The following is a 14,555-nucleotide window of genomic DNA, read 5'->3' as shown; positions in this document are numbered from 1 at the left end:
GCCCGTGTTGCCGGGACACCCGTTGAATTAGCTGCTGTCCTTCTTGTTGGATGGCAGCTTCGAAACCAGCCGCAACGACACCGTCAGCCCTTCGAGCTGATAGTGCGGCCGGAGAAAAAACTTGGCGGCGTAGTAGCCGGGGTTGTCCTCGATGGCTTCCACCTGGACTTCGGCCGCCGCCAGCGGCTTCATTGCCTTCGTATCCTGCGACGAGGTGCCGGGGCTGCCGTCGACGTAGTTCATGATCCAGTCGTTGAGCCAGCGCTCCATGTCCTCGCGCTCGCGGAACGAACCGATCTTGTCGCGCACGATGCACTTCAGGTAGTGCGCGAAGCGGCAGCAAGCGAACAGGTACGGCAGGCGCGCCGCGAGGTTCGCGTTGGCCGTGGCGTCGGCGTCGTAGTACTCGGCCGGCAGCTGCAGCGACTGCGCGCCGATGAAGGCCGCGAAGTCGGAGTTCTTGCGGTGCACCAGCGGCATGAAGCCGTTCTTGGCGAGTTCGGCCTCGCGCCGGTCGCTGATGGCGATCTCGGTCGGACACTTCATGTCGACGCCGCCGTCGTCGGTCGGGAAGGTGTGGGTGGGCAGGTTCTCGACCGCGCCGCCAGACTCCACGCCGCGAATGGACGTGCACCAGCCGTACTGCTTGAACGAGCGGTTGATGTTCACGCCCATCGCATAGGCCGAGTTGGCCCAGGTGTAGCGGTTGTGCGCGGCCGAGTCGGTTTCTTCCTCGAATTCGAATTCGTCGACCGGGTTGGTGCGCGCGCCATACGGCAGGCGGGCCAGGAAACGCGGCATGGCCAGGCCGATGTAGCGCGCGTCTTCCGAGTCGCGCAGCGAGCGCCATGCGGTGTGCTCGGTGTTCTGGAAGATCTTGGTCAGGTCCCGCGGGTTCGACAGCTCCTGCCACGAGTCCATCTGCATCACGGTGGGCGACGCGCCGGCAATGAAGGGGCAGTGCGCGGCGGCGGCGATCTTGGCCATTTCGCCGAGCATCTCGACGTCGGGCGGGCTGTGGTCGAAGTGGAAGTCGCCAATGAGCGCGCCGAAGGGCTCGCCGCCGAACTGGCCGTACTCGGCCTCGTAGATCTTCTTGAACAGCGGGCTCTGGTCCCAGCCGATGCCCTTGTGGCGCTTGAGCGAGCGCGCCACTTCGCGCTTCGACGCGCACATCACGCGGATCTTGAGCTGCTCGTCGGTCTCGGTGTTGTTCACGAGGTAGTGCAGGCCGCGCCATGCGCCTTCGAGCTGCTGGAACTCTTCGTGGTGCAGGATCTGGTTGATTTGTTCGGAGAGCTTGCGGTCGATCTCGGTGATGATGGCCTGCACCGAGCGGTAGGCATCGTTGGAGATGGTGACCGTGTTCTCCAGCGCCTGCACGGCCAGCGTCTTGACGGCGTTCTCCACCGCCTCGCGGGCCTGGTCGGTCTTGGGCTTGAACTCGCGCTGCAGCAGGTTGGAGAACTCGTTCGGCTCCAGCGCCTCGACGGTGGCCTGCGCGCGCGCGGCGCCTTGGTTGGATGCGGTACTCATGGTGGCGGTCCTTGCTGCGTGCGCTTATTCGGAAGAGGTGCCGGGCGCGGTGCCGGCCTTTTCATTGGCCGCTTCCACGGCCTTGGCCACCGCGGGGTTGGGCGCGGAAGCCAGCGACTTCAGCAGCGCCGGGTTCTGCAGCGCCTGCGCGATGAGCTGCTCGGCGCCGTTCTTGCCGTCCATGTACGACAGCAGGTTCGACAGCTCGGTGCGGGCTTCGAGCAGCTGCTGCAGCGCGTCCACCTGGCGTGCGATGCGCGCGGGGGAGAAGTCGTCCATGCTGTCGAAGGTGATGTCGACGTTCATCTGGCCGTCGCCGGTGAGCGTGTTGGGCACCTGGAAGGCAACGCGCGGCTTGATGGATTTCATGCGCTCGTCGAAGTTGTCGATGTCCACCGCCATGAACTCGCGCTCGGCGAGGTCGGGCATCGGATCGACCTGCTTGCCCGCGAGATCGGCAATGACGCCCATCACGAAGGGCAGCTGGATCTTTCGTTCGCTGCCGTAGATTTCCACGTCGTACTCGATCTGCACACGCGGCGCGCGGTTGCGCGCGATGAATTTCTGACCACTGTTCCTGACACGGTTGTCTGCCATAAGCGTCCTCTTGAATCTGAAATGCGCGTGTATCCCACCCAGCCGCGCGCCGACGTGCAGCGGCGCGGCGCCCTTGCTTGCTTGCCCTTACTGCGTTCCGCTCCCGCCGTTCAGCGGCCGGCCCGCAAGGCTCTCTATCTTTTGCAATCCCTCGGGTACGAGTTCTTCGATGATCTGGAAGAAGTTGAGATCCAGCAGCCGCTGCGCGCGGCGTATCAGCATGGGCGACGGATGACTCGGCTCCGTCCGCTCCAGGTACTGGCAGGCTTTCTCCAACAGCACTTGCACATCATCACGGCTCGATATTTCAATGTCTTTGACGCGAGCGGCGCGTAGTCCCATGCCGACACTTTCGGCAGTACCGTTCGCGGCCGACGGCAACTGTGCGTTGTCATCCGAACCCACCGGGGAGTGCGGTGGAACGGCTTCTGCCTGATCTGTCTGCGACTGCTCCGGCAGCAGCTGGACCACGGTGCGAAGCGATCTTTCGAGCCGCGAGAAGTCGGGCGCCCAGCTCTGGCCGAGCGCGCGTTCGGAAGTCTCGCGAATGCGCTGCAGCAGCTCGAGCGCTTCGCGCAACGCGACCACGGGCGCGGCTGCCTTCTCCTGTGCGCGGCGTGCCGCGTCGCGCAACCGGCCGATGCCGCCGGGGTAATCGATCTGGTCGGTCTTGCTCGAATCGAGCAGTGCCTCGACCTGCCGCAAGGTCATGGATGCGCCGCCGTCGTCGAGCAGCCGTGCATCGCGAACGCTACGCCCGAGCCCTTCGGCTTCGGCCAGCGCCGCCAATGCGTTCATGCGCGGCAGCGGGTCTTCGAAGCCGTCCTCGGTCACGCGCGGATGCACGTCGTCCCAGAATTTCTGCAGCACCGCATCGACGAGCTGCAGGCCTTCGACATAACCAGGAAGCCCACGGTTCTCGGTCCAGGCCAGCGTGAGCGGCACCAGCACGCGAAGGTCTCGTGTGCGCGAGCACAACTGCTTCGCGATGCGCTCCACGCGTGCCCAGTCGGGCGGCTCGGCGGGAATGATGGTGGTGCCGAACTGTTGCTCGCGCTTGCCCGTCGTTGCCTGTTGCAACGCCATGAAATCGGGGTCGTACTCCAGATCTTCGCCGCACGGATGCGGGCCTTCCACAGGCGACTGCAATAGTTCGATCTCGCTTGGCGACAACCTCATCTCCCTTGTTGACCATCTCTAAAGGCTTGGCATCTTGAGGGGAACCCAAGGTGTGGTCAACAACAACGGAGTGCAACGTACTGTCTCTGAATCACAAAGGAGTACAACTCCTCTCAAACATCAAACAGAACGTCTACAGCTCCGGAGACAGCAATCCACGCGCACCTAAATTGCGCATCAGTGCACTGATACCAAAAGTCCACATAGGCGCTTGGTCCGCGTGTACCACGCGATTGACCAATGCACCCAGCTCCGGTGCGGCGATGCGCACACGGTCGCCAACGACATGGGTGAATCCTTGCCCAGGCCCGTGACGGTCTTGTGTCGGAGCGAACATGGTTCCCAGAAACAACATGAATCCGTCGGGGTAAGCGTGATGTTTTCCCACTGTTTGCGAAACAAGATCCAACGGATCGCGGCTGATCTTCGACAACGAACTCGATCCCTCGAGCGTGAAACCTTCGGGCCCCGTCACTTCGAGGGCGACAGTGATGCGCCGCACGTCGTCGATGCCGAAGTGCTCATCGAACAGCCTGATGAAAGGGCCGATGGCGCACGATGCGTTGTTGTCCTTCGCCTTGCCGAGCAGCAGCGCGCTGCGGCCTTCGAAGTCCCGCAGGTTGACGTCGTTGCCCAGCGCGGCGCCGAGCGTCTCGCCGCGGCTGTTCACCGCAAGAACGACTTCGGGCTCGGGGTTGTTCCACACCGAGCCCGAATGGATGCCGACATCGGCTCCTGTGCCCACTGCAGCCAGCACCGGCGCCTTGGTGAAGATCTCCGCGTCGGGGCCGATGCCGACCTCGAGGTACTGCGACCACACGCCCTGCGCGATCAACACTTCCTTGACCTTCATTGCCTCGGGCGAGCCGGGCACGATGTCGGCAAGGTTGTCGCCGAGCACGCTACCGATGGCTGCGCGAGTGGCCTCGGCCTTCGATGCGTCGCCGCGCGCCTGCTCCTCGATCACGCGTTCCAGCAGGCTGGCAACAAAGGTTACGCCGCTGGCCTTGATGGCCTGCAGGTCGCAGGGAGCGAGCAGCCAGGGCTTGGCTGCGTCGCGCACGCTCTCGTCGCTGTTGGCGATGGCTTCGTCGAGCGATGCGATGCGCGGTGCGCCCTGCAATGCTCGGCGAACGGCTTCCGGCGGCGATCCCTTGGACTCGAGCAGATCGCTCATGGTCGGCGCGATCTTCGACAGGTCGTACAGGCTGCCGTCGTGCACGCCCACCAGCACGGGGCCCACGCCCGGTTGCCAGAGGCGGCCGACGAGGGTGGCGCGCTCGGCGTCGCGGGGGAGGCTGGAAGAAGTGGAGAGGTTCAAGGGCATGGCGTGTTGTCTCTGTGGATGGTGCTACGTGGCATCGTAGCGGCGCATCCGCGAGACAGCAGCCAATACCCCTGTCAGTGCCCCGCGCCGTGCGCCGGCGCGGCGCGCACGCGTGCCACCTGCGCGGGCAGGTCGGTCCACGCGGGCTCCTGCGGCGCGAAGCGCGCGCGCATGTAGCCGGCCAGCTCGGCGATCTGCCGGTCGTCGAGCGCTTCGCGGAACGCGGGCATGAAGCCGATGTCGCGCGTGGCGGGCTCGCGCACGCCGTCGAGGATGGTGCGCAGCAGGTTGTCGGGTCGCGCGCTCGTGAGGTTGCTGTTGAGCGCGAGCGGCGTGTTCACGCCCAGCAGCGTGGGGCCGTTGCCGTCATGGTGGCAGGAGGCGCAGGCACTGTCGAACATGCGCTGCGCGGGGCCGAGCAACTGGCCCTGCGTGCGCGCGGCGTTGTCGACCATCTGTTGCGCCACGGCCTGGGAATCCGCGGCGGGCTCCGGATTGAAGGAACCGAGGTAGGTGGCCATCGCGCGCACGTCGTCGTCGGGCAGTTGCCGCATCTCGCGCACCACCTCCGCCATCGGGCCGCCGGCGATGCCGTGACGCTGCGTGTGGCCGTGACGCAGGTAGCGATAGAGCTCATCGGAATCCCACGGCACGGCGGACTTCGACAGATGCGTGAGCGCCGGCGCCTCCCAGCCGTCGACCATCGCGCCCGAAAGGAATGCGCTGCCGCCCTGCTCGGCGCCGAGCGCGTTGCGCGGCGTGTGGCAGGCGCCGCAATGGCCCAGGCCGTTGACGAGATAGGCGCCGCGGTTCCACTCGGCGCTCTGCGTGGCCACGGGCTGCATCGGCGCGGGATCGTGGAAGAGCGCGTTCCAGCCGGCCATCAACGGCCGCATGCTGAACGGGAACTTGAGCTCGGACTTCGGCGTTTCCGCGCGCACCGCGGGCATCGACATGAAGTACGCATAGAGCGCCTGCAGGTCGTCGTCGCTGGTCTTGGCGAAGGCGGTGTAGGGGAACGCGGGGTACAGGTAGTGGCCGTCGCGCGAGACGCCTTCGCGCATCGCGCGCTGGAAGGCGCTGAAGGACCAGCGGCCCAGGCCGGTGTCGGCATCGGGCGTGAGGTTGGTGGTGTAGAGCGTGCCGAAGGGCGTGTCCATCGCGCGGCCGCCCGCATTGGGCGCGCCACCGGGCGCGGTGTGGCACACGGCGCAATCGCCGGCGGCGGCGAGCACACGGCCGCGCTCGATGGTGGCCTGGCTGTAGACCGGCGCGGTGAGCGACACGGGCGCAATGGCCGACCGCCAGCCGAGCAGGCCGGCAATGACGCCGATGCCGCCAACGACGAGGGCCGCGCCGGTGGCCCACAGCCCTTTGCGCCCGGGCCATGGTGCATTACTCCTTCCCCCGCTGGGGGAAGGCTGGGATGGGGGCACGGCAGCGTCACCATTCGAGCGCCGCGCGCCCTCGCCCCCGCCCTCTCCCGGAGAAGCAAGCAAACCCCGATTCAATTCAGCCAGCACAGTCTCCGGCGTGAACGGCGGCGAACGGAACCGCACGCCGGTCGCGTCGAAGATCGCATTCGCGATCGCTGCCGTGCCCGGCACCGAAGACGACTCGCCCGCGCCCAGCGAAGGCTCGCCCGGCCTCGGCATGTGCATCACCTCGATCACCGGCACTTCGCGGAAATTGATGATCGGGTAGCTGCCCCACTCGCGGCTCGCGACCACGCCCGAAGGCAACACCCCCGGCAATTGCGCGCCGCCCTGCCCTTGATGCTGCTGCTGTTGCGGCGCGAACTGCACCCGCTCCTTGAGCGCACGGCTCGTGGTCTGAATCACGTTGCCGTGCACCTGGTGCTCCACGCCCGCGGGGTTGATCATCAGCCCCGCGTCGTGCCCCACCACCACGCGGCGCACATGCACCTCGCCGGTCTTGCGGTTGACCTCCACGTCGGCCACCCATGCGGCCCATGCGGCGCCGAAGCCGGGCCACTTGCTGTGGATGTAGCGCGCATACGCAAAGCCCTGGCCGAAGAGAATGTCGCCGCCCTCGCCGAGCCCGCCGTCGGCGTTCTCCTGCGGACCGGTGCGCATGCGCCAGCCGGCCTTCTGCGCGGTGGCCTGCACCAGCTCGGCCGCGCGCGGGTCCTGCAGATAGCGCAGGCGGAACTGCACCGGGTCGATGCCCGCCGCGGTGGCAAGTTCGTCGATGTACGACTCGTGCGCGAACGAGCTCGGCAATGCCGACACGCCGCGCAGCCACGAGGCGCGCACGATCGGCGCCATGTCGTTCACCTTCACGCGCAGGTTGTCGTAGCTGTACGGCGGGCGCGCGGTGCGGTCGCCCATCTCGTAGGCCTGCGCCACCGGCTCGATGGTGCGCGTGAGCAGCAGCGCCAGCGTGGGCGCGCCGTTCGACGGATACGAAGTCTCGAAGTCGTAGGCGGCGACGCGGCCGTCGGCCATGAGGCCGCCGTCGATCTCCATCAGCTGCGCGGCGCCCTTGGGCTCCCACGCATGTTCCTGCTCGCGCGTGAGCTGCACCCGCACCGGCGCGCCCACGGCGCGCGCGAGCAGCGCGGCATCGGCGGCCACGTCGTCCGCGCCGTTGCGGCCATAGCAACCGGCGGCTTCCATGCGGACCACGTCGACCTGCACGTCTTCCACGCCCATGAGCTTCGCGAGGTCGGCACGCAGCACATGCGGGTTCTGCGAACCGGCCCAGCAGCGCAGCTGCATGCCGCTGCCGTCGGCGGGCTGCCACTCGGCCAGCGCGCACGACGGGCCGATGGACGCATGCATCTGGTACGGCCACACGTAGGTGCGGTGCATCGGCTGCGCGGCGGCGGCGATGGCACCGTCGACATCGCCTTCGTCCACCAGCAGGCGCTGCGTCGACGGGTTGTCGCGCAGGGCCTGCGCCACGTCGCTCAGGTCGGGCATGCCGGGCCACGGCTTCCAGGTGACTCGCAGTTCGCGCAGTGCCTGCTCGGCGTGCTCCTCGCGCTCGGCCACGACACCGACGAAGTCGCGGATCACCACCACCGCGCGGATGCCGGGAATGTGCGCAATCGACGCTTCGTCGACCGCTTCCAGCGTGTTGCCGATGTATTCGCCATGGTCCGCGCCCGCATACGGCGGGCGCACGACGCGGCCGTGCAGCATGCCCGGCACGCGCATGTCGTGCACGAACACGAGTTCGCCAGCAAGCTTGGCCGGAATGTCGACACGCGCCTGCCGCGTGCCGACCACGCGGTAGTCGGCGGGGTCCTTGGGCCGTGCCTTGGGGTCGAGCCGCAGCACGGTGCGCTGGCCCGCGACGAGGTCGGCATAGCTGACGTGGCGGTCCGGCGTTTCGGTGACGCGCACCACGCCATTGCGCACCTGCAGCGCATCGGCCGGCACGCCGAGCCGTTCGGCGGCGCGTGCCAGCAGCCATGCGCGCGCCTGCGCGGCCGCCAGGCGCAGCGGCTGCGAATGGATCTGGATCGACGCACTCGCGATGGTCGCGCCCTGGTTGGGCGCGCGCGCGGTATCGCCGAGCATCATGCGCACGCAGGGCATGCCAAGGTCGAGTTCCTCCGCCACGATCTGCGCGAGCGCGGTCTGGATGCCGGTGCCCAGGTCGACGTGCCCGTTGAGCGCGGAAGCGCTGCCATCGTCCCACACGGCGAGCAGCACTTCGTCGCCTTCGACGGGGTTGCTGGCGATGAAGGCCGGCTGGCCCTTGGCCGGAGGCGGCGCGGGCGGCGTCTCGCGCAGCACCAGCAGCACGCCGTCGGCGGCGAGGAATTCGGCGCGCGTCTGCGGCAAGTCGGCGCGGCGCGTCATGGCTCTTGCCGGGCGCACATGCGCGCGGCCGCGCGCTGCACGGCATCGAGGATCTCGATGTGCGTGCCGCAGCGGCACAGATTGCCCGACAGCTCGCTGCGGATGCGCGCCTCGCTTGCATGCGGATCGCGCGCCAGCAGCGCCGCCGCCTGCATCACCATGCCGTTGAGGCAGTAGCCGCACTGCGCGGCCTGCGCTTCTTCGAACGCGGCCTGCACCGGATGCCAGTCGCCGCGCGAGCCCAGCCCTTCGAGCGTGGTGATGGCGCGGCCAGCAACGCCGTGCGCGGGAATCACGCAAGAGCGCGCCGCCACGCCGTCCACATGCACCGTGCAGGCGCCGCACTGCCCCAGTCCGCAGCCGTACTTGGGCCCGTTCAGGCCCAGGTCGTTGCGCAGCATGTGCAGCAGCGTCGCAGCGCGCGGCACGCCTTCGATCGATCGCGCCTGGCCGTTGACCAGCAGGTGCAGCGGCTCAGCGCCGCAACTGGCCGTCACGGGTGTACATCTCCAGGTCCACGAAGGTCGAGCCGTTGTGGTTCTTCGCGCTGTATTCGATGGGGAAGTCGCCGAAGCGCGTGCTGCCGATGCTCTCGAGCCCGGCGATGAAACTGTCGCGCGTGAGCGCCTTGCCCGCGCGGCGCAGGCCCTCGACCATCACGCGCGCGACGATGTAGCCCTCCAGCGCGGTGTAGCTGTCGATCTTCTCGCCGAACTCGGCGCGGTCGTGCTGGTAGTCGGCCACGATGGGCACGCGCTGCGCCTGCGGCGGCGGCACGATGCTGGCCGTGACCAGACCCGCGAGCTTGCCCTCGAGCCGCTTGGCCGAGCCGGCCGCGTCGGTGATGCCGACCGACAGCGTGTACAGCGGCGCGCCCGCGCCGCTCGCGCGGTAGTCGCGCATGAACACCTCTACCATGCGGCCCGCCATGATCATCAGCACGGCGCCCGGCTTCGCATCGGCCAGGCCCGTGACCACCGGCTTGGCGTCTTCGGCGGCAATGGCCAGCGGGAAGGTCTTCACCACCTTCACCTTGTAGTCGGCCGCAAGCTCCTCGCAGGTCGCGAGGTTCGACTTGCCGAAGGCGCTGTCCTGGTAGACCACCGCGATCGACTGGATGCCGATGGTCGAGAGGTGGCTGATGATCTTGCGCAGCTCCAGGTCGTAGCCCGCGCGCACATGGAACAGGTAGCGGTTGGTCTTGGCGCGGAACGACGTGGTGCCCACCAGCGGCGCGAACATCGGCACGCCGGCCTTCTCGGCGAGCGGCATCGCGGCCGCGAGGTTGCCGGTGGCCACGTAGCCGGTGAGCGCGAAGACCTTGTCCTCGTCGATCAGCTTCGCGGTGTTGACGGCGGTTTTCGCGGGATCGTAGGCGTCGTCATAGGTGACGAGTTCGATCTTGCGGCCGTTCACGCCGCCCGCCTTGTTGACGCGGTCGAAGTAGAGCTTGATGCCCGCGCGGTAGTCGACACCGAAGTCTTTCGCGGGACCGCTGAACACGGCCGACTGGCCGATGCGGATGGCGGTGTCGGTCACGCCGTTGTCGGCCCGCGCCGGCCGCGGCAGGCCGGCACCGAAGGCCAGTGCGGCACCGCCCGCCAGCACGGCACGCCTTGTCGTCGAAAGCTTCATGCGTCGTTTGTCTCGTGTCTTTTATGTGTCGTGTCTTCTTTGCGGCGCCGGCTCAGGCAGCCTGGATGTCCGCCGACTGGATGCGCTTGACGCCCTTGGCCGTCATCTGCTTCCACGCGGCGGCCAGCGAGCCGTTGAGGTCGATGCCGCGCGTGGCGTCCTCGATCACGTAGGCGTCGAAGCCGGCCTTGCGCGCGTCCATCGCGGTCCAGGCCACGCAGAAGTCGGTGGCCAGGCCGGTGACGAACACCGTCTTGATGCCGCGCGCCTTCAGGTAGCCGGCCAGGCCGGTGGCCGTCTTGTGGTCGGCTTCCTCGAAGGCGGAGTAGCTGTCCATCTCCTTGTGGAAGCCCTTGCGGATGATGAGCTGCGCGGTGGGCACCTTCAGGTCCTTGCCGAGCGCGGCGTCGTCGGTGCCCTGGACGCAATGGTCGGGCCACAGAACCTGCGTGCCGTAGCTGAGCTTGGTGGTCTCGAAGGGCTTCTTGCCGCTGTAGGAGCTGGCAAACGAGGCATGGCCCGCCGTGTGCCAGTCCTGCGTGACGACGATGTTCTCGAAGGCCGGCGCCAGCGCGTTGATGACCGGAATGACTTCGTTGCCGCCCTTCACCGCGAGCGTGCCGCCGTCGAGAAAGCAGTTCTGCACGTCCACCACGATCAGCGCCGCCTTGGCGCCTGGCTTGATCTTGCCGGCCGCGAAGGCGTTGAAAGCGACACTGCCGAGGCCACCGGCCAGCCCGAGGGCGGCGGCGGATTTCACGAGGGTTCTGCGATGCATGGCGTGGACTCCTGTAGGACTGGAAGAGGAACTGGGATCAGGACACGAGAAACTTTCCAGGAACACCACGGAACCGGCTTTGCCGGGCCGTCGGTGTTGCCCCCTGCAAGGGGGTTGGCGAAGCGACACGAAGTGCGCGAAGACTGGGGGTGTGCTTCATGCTAGACGCTGAGGTAGGCGCGGCGGACTTCGTCGTTGGCCGCAAGCTCGGCCATCGTGGCGTGATAGCGGATCTGGCCCTTCTCGAGCACATAGGCGCGGTCGGACACCAGTTCGGCGAAGTGCATGTTCTGCTCCGACAGCAGGATGCTCACGCCCTGCGCCTTGAGCTCCAGGATCATGTTGGCCATCTGCTCGACGATCACGGGCGCCACGCCTTCGGAGGGTTCGTCCAGCAGCACGAGGTAGGGGTTGCCCATGAGCGTGCGCGCCACGGTGAGCATCTGCTGTTCGCCGCCGCTCATGCGACCGCCGGGGCGGTTGGGCATTTCGCCGAGGTTGGGGAACAGCTTGAACAGGCGCTCGGGCGTCCACAGCGGCGCGTCGGTGCCGTCGGCCCAGCGGCGCGCGGGCTGCTTGCCGACCTCGAGGTTCTCCATCACCGTGAGGTCGGTGAACACGCGGCGGTCTTCGGGCACGAAGCCCAGGCCCAGGCGCGCCGCGTGGTGCGGCTCGCTCTTCGAGATGTCGTGGCCCAGGAAGCGCACGGCACCACGGCGCTTGGCCAGCATGCCGATCAGCGCCTTCAGCGTGGTCGACTTGCCCGCGCCGTTGCGGCCCATGAGCGCGACCACTTCGCCGCGCCGCACTTCGAGGTCGACGTCATAAAGAATCTGCGCGGCGCCGTACCAGGCGCACAGGGCCTTGGCCTGCAGGAGGGGTTCATGCATGCTCATGCGGCTTCTCCAACGGCTGCGGCCTTTTCGGCGATCTTCTCGAATGTCTTGCCCGTGCCGAAGTACACCTCCTGCACCTTGGGATGGTCGCGGATCTCCAGCGGCTTGCCCTGCGCGATGAGACGCCCGCGCGCCAGCACGATCATGCGGTCGGCGTACGCGAACACCACGTCCATGCTGTGCTCGGTGAAGAGCACGGCCATGCCGCGCTGGATGACCAGTTCCTTGGTCAGCGCCATGAGGGAGTTGCGCTCCTTGGGCGCCATGCCGGCGGTGGGCTCGTCCATCAGCAGCAGCTTGGGGCTGTTGGCCATGGCAATGGCGAGTTCGACGCGCTTCACGTCGCCGTAGGCGAGCACGCTGCAGGGCCGGTCGGCCTGCGACTTCATGCCGACCTGGTCGAGCAGCGCCAGCGCCTCGTCGCGCTTGTGGTCGGCGGCGCGGCGCCACATCGAGAACAGCTTGCGGTCGTGCGAGAGCAGCGCCATCTGCACGTTCTCGACCACGGTGAGCGAAGCGAAGGTCTCCGCGATCTGGAAGGTGCGGCCCACGCCCATGCGCCAGATTTCGCGCGGCTTGCGGCCCACGAGTTCCTGGCCGTCGAGCGTGATGGAGCCCTGGTCGGCCTTGAGCTGTCCGTTCACCATGTTGAAGGTGGTGGACTTGCCGGCGCCGTTGGGGCCGATGAGCGCGAGCAGCTCGCCGGGCGGCAGCTCGAAGCTGATGCCGTCCACGGCCTTGACGCCGCCGAAGGATTTGCCGAGGTTGTCGACTTTGAGCAGGCTCATGCCTTCACCTCCTCGAGCTTGGCTTTTTCGGCATCCGCGTCGTGCCGGGGTGCGCGCCAGCGTTCGGCCAGCTGCTTGATGGAGCCCGCGATGCCCTGCGGGAACAGCAGCACCAGGATCAGGATGATGGCGCCGAGCATTGCGCGCCAGTAGTCGGTGTTGCGCGCCACGGTGTCGTGCAGCCAGGTGAAGGTAACGGCGCCGACCACCGGTCCCGCCAGCGTCTGGATGCCGCCGAGCAGCACCATCACGAGGCCGTCGACCGACTTGCCGACCGACAGGCTCTCGGGCGAGATGCTGCCCTTGGAGAACGCATACAGCGCGCCGGCCAGGCCCGCCACCGTGCCCGCGATGACGAACGCCGCCCACTGCATGCGCTTGACGTCGATGCCGATGGCGTCGGCGCGCAGCACCGAGTCGCGGCCCGCGCGCAGCGCGTAGCCGAAGGGCGAGAACAGCACGCGGCGCAGCCACCACACGCCGGCGCCCACGAGCACCAGGGTGAGCCAGTAGTAGGCCTGCTTGTTCGACAGCCACTCCGAGGGCCACACGCCCGTCAGGCCGTTGCTGCCGCCGGTGAAGCTGTCCCACTGGTAGGTGATGGCCCAGGTGATCTGCGCGAAGGCCAGCGTGAGCATGGCCAGGTACACGCCCGACAGCCGCACCGCGAACCAGCCGTAGACCAGCGCGCCGAGCGCGGCGACCACGGGCGCGACGAGCAGCGCCACTTCCATCGGCAGGTGCAGCGAGCGCACCAGCAGCGCGGCGCCATAGGCGCCGAGGCCGAAGTACGCGGCATGGCCGAACGAGTGCATGCCCGCCGGCCCCATGATGAAGTGCAGGCTGGTGGCGAACAGTGCGGCGATCAGCAGGTCGATCATCAGCACCATCGTGTAGGGCGAATTGACGGTGAGCAGCGGCAGCGCGGCCAGCATCAGCGCGAGCACCGCGGCCGCGATGAGGTAGGCGTTGCTGGGCCGGCGCAGCGGCTCTTCCTGCATGCCCACGTAGCGGCTCGGCGCCTGCGGCCGGCCGAACAGGCCCCAGGGGCGCCACACCAGCACGATGGCCATCACGAGGAAGTCGACCATCAGCGTGAGCTTGGAGAACGACACATCGATGCCGAAGATCTGCACCACGCCGAGCCAGATGCACACCGCCTTGATCTCGGCGATGAGCAGCGCGGCCACGTAGGCGCCGGGCAGCGAGCCCATGCCGCCGACCACCACGACCACGAAGGCGGCGCCGATGGTGTTCAGGTCCATCTCGAGCGTGGCGGGTTCGCGCGGCAGCTGCAGCGCGCCGCCCAGGCCCGCGAGCAAGGCGCCGAGCGCGAACACGGCGGTGAACAGCCAGGCCTGGTTGACGCCCAGGGCGCTGACCATTTCGCGGTCCTGCGTGGCGGCGCGCACCAGCGTGCCGAAGCGCGTGCGGGTGAGCAGCAGCCACACGAGGCCCAGCACCAGCGGGCCGACGACGATCAGGAACAGGTCGTAGGAAGGAAACTGGCGCCCGAGGATTTCGACCGAGCCCTTGAGACCTGGCGCGCGCGGGCCGAGCAGTTCGTCAGGGCCCCAGAGCCACAGCACCGCGTCCTTGATGACCAGCACCAGCGCGAAGGTGGCCAGCAGCTGGAACAGCTCCGGCGCCTTGTAGATGCGGCGCAGCAGCACCACCTCGATGAGCGCGCCGAGCACGCCCACCGCGACCGCGGCGATCAGCAGCGCGGGCCAGAAGCCCAGGCTCGAACCCAGCTTGTCGACGAGCGTGTACGCGACATAGATGCCGACCATGAAAAACGACCCATGGGCGAAGTTGACGATGCGCGTCACGCCGAAGATCAACGAAAGACCGGCCGCCACGAAGAAGAGCGAGGACGCGCCGGCCAACCCGTTGAGCAACTGAACAACGAAGCCTGAAAAGCTCATGAAGGACCCTGAGGAAACTGGAGACATCCGCGCCTGCCGCCGTCAATCGGCGGCGGCC

At 67.6% G+C, this 14,555-nt stretch carries 11 protein-coding genes; all 11 read right to left on the bottom strand.

The annotated features are described in order from the left end of the window. Window positions 1-27: 27 nt before the first annotated feature. The 11 genes from tssC to L3V85_RS01900 all read right to left on the bottom strand — a co-directional run bounded on the left by tssC (window position 28) and on the right by L3V85_RS01900 (window position 14,497). Window positions 28-1,536, bottom strand: coding sequence for a type VI secretion system contractile sheath large subunit (gene tssC, locus L3V85_RS01950; RefSeq protein WP_237677752.1), 1,509 nt, complete (start codon window positions 1,534-1,536; stop codon window positions 28-30). Between the two features lie 24 nt (window positions 1,537-1,560). Beyond that, a complete protein-coding gene (gene tssB / locus L3V85_RS01945) occupies window positions 1,561-2,133 on the bottom strand; it encodes a type VI secretion system contractile sheath small subunit (protein WP_237677751.1) in 573 nt (190 codons plus the stop codon). Window positions 2,134-2,220: 87 nt separating this feature from the next. Next, window positions 2,221-3,312, bottom strand: a complete 1,092-nt coding sequence (tssA, locus tag L3V85_RS01940; protein WP_237677750.1) for a type VI secretion system protein TssA — start codon at window positions 3,310-3,312, stop codon at window positions 2,221-2,223. Between the two features lie 133 nt (window positions 3,313-3,445). After that, window positions 3,446-4,639, bottom strand: a complete 1,194-nt coding sequence (locus L3V85_RS01935) for a fumarylacetoacetate hydrolase family protein (protein ID WP_237677749.1) — start codon at window positions 4,637-4,639, stop codon at window positions 3,446-3,448. A 74-nt stretch (window positions 4,640-4,713) separates the two neighbouring features. Continuing rightward, window positions 4,714-8,472 (bottom strand): molybdopterin cofactor-binding domain-containing protein, encoded by a 3,759-nt coding sequence (locus tag L3V85_RS01930; RefSeq protein ID WP_237677748.1) that lies wholly within the window; start codon window positions 8,470-8,472, stop codon window positions 4,714-4,716. Further along, window positions 8,469-8,969, bottom strand: coding sequence for a (2Fe-2S)-binding protein (locus tag L3V85_RS01925; RefSeq protein ID WP_237677747.1), 501 nt, complete (start codon window positions 8,967-8,969; stop codon window positions 8,469-8,471). The genes L3V85_RS01930 and L3V85_RS01925 overlap by 4 nt, the downstream gene beginning before the upstream one ends. Next, complete coding sequence (locus tag L3V85_RS01920) at window positions 8,947-10,107, bottom strand: ABC transporter substrate-binding protein (protein ID WP_237677746.1); 1,161 nt, start codon at window positions 10,105-10,107, stop codon at window positions 8,947-8,949. The genes L3V85_RS01925 and L3V85_RS01920 overlap by 23 nt, the downstream gene beginning before the upstream one ends. A 52-nt stretch (window positions 10,108-10,159) precedes the next feature. Then, window positions 10,160-10,885: a bifunctional nicotinamidase/pyrazinamidase gene (pncA, locus tag L3V85_RS01915; protein ID WP_237677745.1), complete on the bottom strand. Its 726-nt coding sequence runs from the start codon at window positions 10,883-10,885 to the stop codon at window positions 10,160-10,162. Window positions 10,886-11,046: 161 nt separating this feature from the next. Further along, a complete protein-coding gene (locus L3V85_RS01910) occupies window positions 11,047-11,781 on the bottom strand; it encodes an ABC transporter ATP-binding protein (protein WP_237677744.1) in 735 nt (244 codons plus the stop codon). Beyond that, window positions 11,778-12,569 carry an ABC transporter ATP-binding protein gene (locus tag L3V85_RS01905; protein ID WP_237677743.1) on the bottom strand — a complete coding sequence of 264 codons (792 nt, stop codon included), beginning with the start codon at window positions 12,567-12,569 and terminating at the stop codon, window positions 11,778-11,780. Before L3V85_RS01905 ends, L3V85_RS01910 begins: the two co-directional genes overlap by 4 nt. Beyond that, entirely contained in the window at window positions 12,566-14,497 is a 1,932-nt protein-coding gene (locus L3V85_RS01900; RefSeq protein WP_237677742.1) for an ABC transporter permease, read from the bottom strand. The genes L3V85_RS01905 and L3V85_RS01900 overlap by 4 nt, the downstream gene beginning before the upstream one ends. Window positions 14,498-14,555 lie beyond the last annotated feature (58 nt).

The organism is Variovorax paradoxus, assembly GCF_022009635.1.
Taxonomy (GTDB): domain Bacteria; phylum Pseudomonadota; class Gammaproteobacteria; order Burkholderiales; family Burkholderiaceae_C; genus Variovorax.
The sequence above is the reverse complement of the archived record's forward strand: the minus strand, read 5'-3'. Positions and strand labels throughout refer to the sequence as shown.